1 protein-coding gene is annotated in these 1,130 nt (G+C 46.1%); it reads right to left on the bottom strand.

All coding sequences use genetic code 11. The features are described from left to right. On the bottom strand, positions 1–1,130 hold a 1,130-nt coding region (locus JX312_RS13900), incomplete at both ends, for a DNA polymerase (protein WP_239653941.1).

The following is a 1,130-nucleotide window of genomic DNA, read 5'->3' as shown; positions in this document are numbered from 1 at the left end:
TTCGCTGAATTCCATACTTTTGCTTACGATGGGATGCTTGGTCACCAGCTTTTCCAATACATCCTCGCTTGTGGAATATTGTCCTGTCTTGGTTTTTTTCGCTTTTGAATCGAGTGAGAGCTTGTCGAAAAGAATCTCTCCAACCTTGGAAGGGGAGCCTACATTGAATTTTTCACCCGCTATATCGCAGATTTCACCCTCAAGAGTGTTTATACGGATTTCCATATTGCGTGCCGCCTCGTTCAGCGCGTCTACGTCTATTCTCACGCCGGTAAGTTCCATGTCTGCCAGAACCCTGACCAAAGGAAGTTCAATGTCGCAAAGCAGGGATTCCATATCTTCTTTTCTTACTTCATCAAGCAGAGGGTGATACAGACGTAATGCAATGTCGGCGTTTTCACATGCCCAGGGGGTGATCAGGTCGTTTTCCACATCACGGGAGTTCCATATTTTTGTTCCGCGGCGTGAAGTGGATGCACCCGGATTGGGAAGCATCTCGTAGTTTAGATATGTTACAGACAGGTTTTCCGGATTATGGCGCATTTCTGGCTGCAACAGATAATGCGCCAGCGACACATCGAAATAGTTGGTCAAAGGATTTTCACCATCTTTTCGAGAACGGGCGGCAACCACATAGTCTCTTTTTGAATTACAGCTGACTTTTGTTATGTCAGGACGTGCCATGAGGTCAAGAATCCACATGCGTCCCTCAGTGAATGAGGCGGGCATATAGGCTGCTGTGCCATTTTGGAATGCGACAGATGTGCCTATCCATTCTGCGGAAACCTCATTTTCCCCGTCGGCAATAATGAAAATGCCGCAAATTTCGGCATCAGAGCCTTTTTGTTCAAATTCCCTGAGTTTCTCGACAGTGTCTATGTAAATGTAATGCGGAGAATGATCGAGAGTCTTCAGGTTAACGGGTTCCGGAGCGGGCGATGACAGGGTGTCAAGTTCATCTTCATCGAAAAGTGACAATCTTCCTTCATTTTTTTTCACTGACTGCGAATTGACAAATGGCTTTTCATCCGCATTCATTCTTCTTCCCACGCGGTCTATGAGAGTCTTGAATTCCAGTTCCTTGAATATGGCAAAAAGTTTGTCTCTGTCGGCAGGACGGAGTCTAAGGT

Source organism: Barnesiella sp. CU968, from assembly GCF_905219685.1.
Lineage (GTDB): Bacteria > Bacteroidota > Bacteroidia > Bacteroidales > Muribaculaceae > Lepagella > Lepagella muris_A.
Note: the sequence above shows the minus strand (reverse complement) of the source record. Positions and strands in the feature narration are given on the sequence as shown.